The following is a 255-nucleotide window of genomic DNA, read 5'->3' on the forward strand; positions in this document are numbered from 1 at the left end:
CCTTCTGATAAAGCTTCATAAAGAGATTTGATCTCTATCTGAACTGGTAAATCCTCAAGGATTTTTTCATTAACTAATCTCTCAACTTCTCTTATCTCTTCAGGCTTTAATGCTTCAAAATGGGTAAAATCAAATCTTAATCTGTCAGGAGCAACAAGACTTCCAGCTTGCTTTATATGATCTCCTACTACTATCCTTAATGCTGCATGAAGTAGATGTGTTGCTGTATGATTTCTTGCTATTGCCTTTCTTCTT

General features: G+C 34.9%; 1 protein-coding gene. It reads right to left on the bottom strand.

Translation table 11 applies throughout. The features are described 5' to 3' along the window. Window positions 1–255: hypothetical protein (locus tag NZ841_08560; protein ID MCS7202810.1), on the bottom strand; the 255-nt coding region annotated here is incomplete at both ends.

This window comes from Dictyoglomus sp. (genome assembly GCA_025060475.1).
GTDB lineage: Bacteria > Dictyoglomota > Dictyoglomia > Dictyoglomales > Dictyoglomaceae > NZ13-RE01.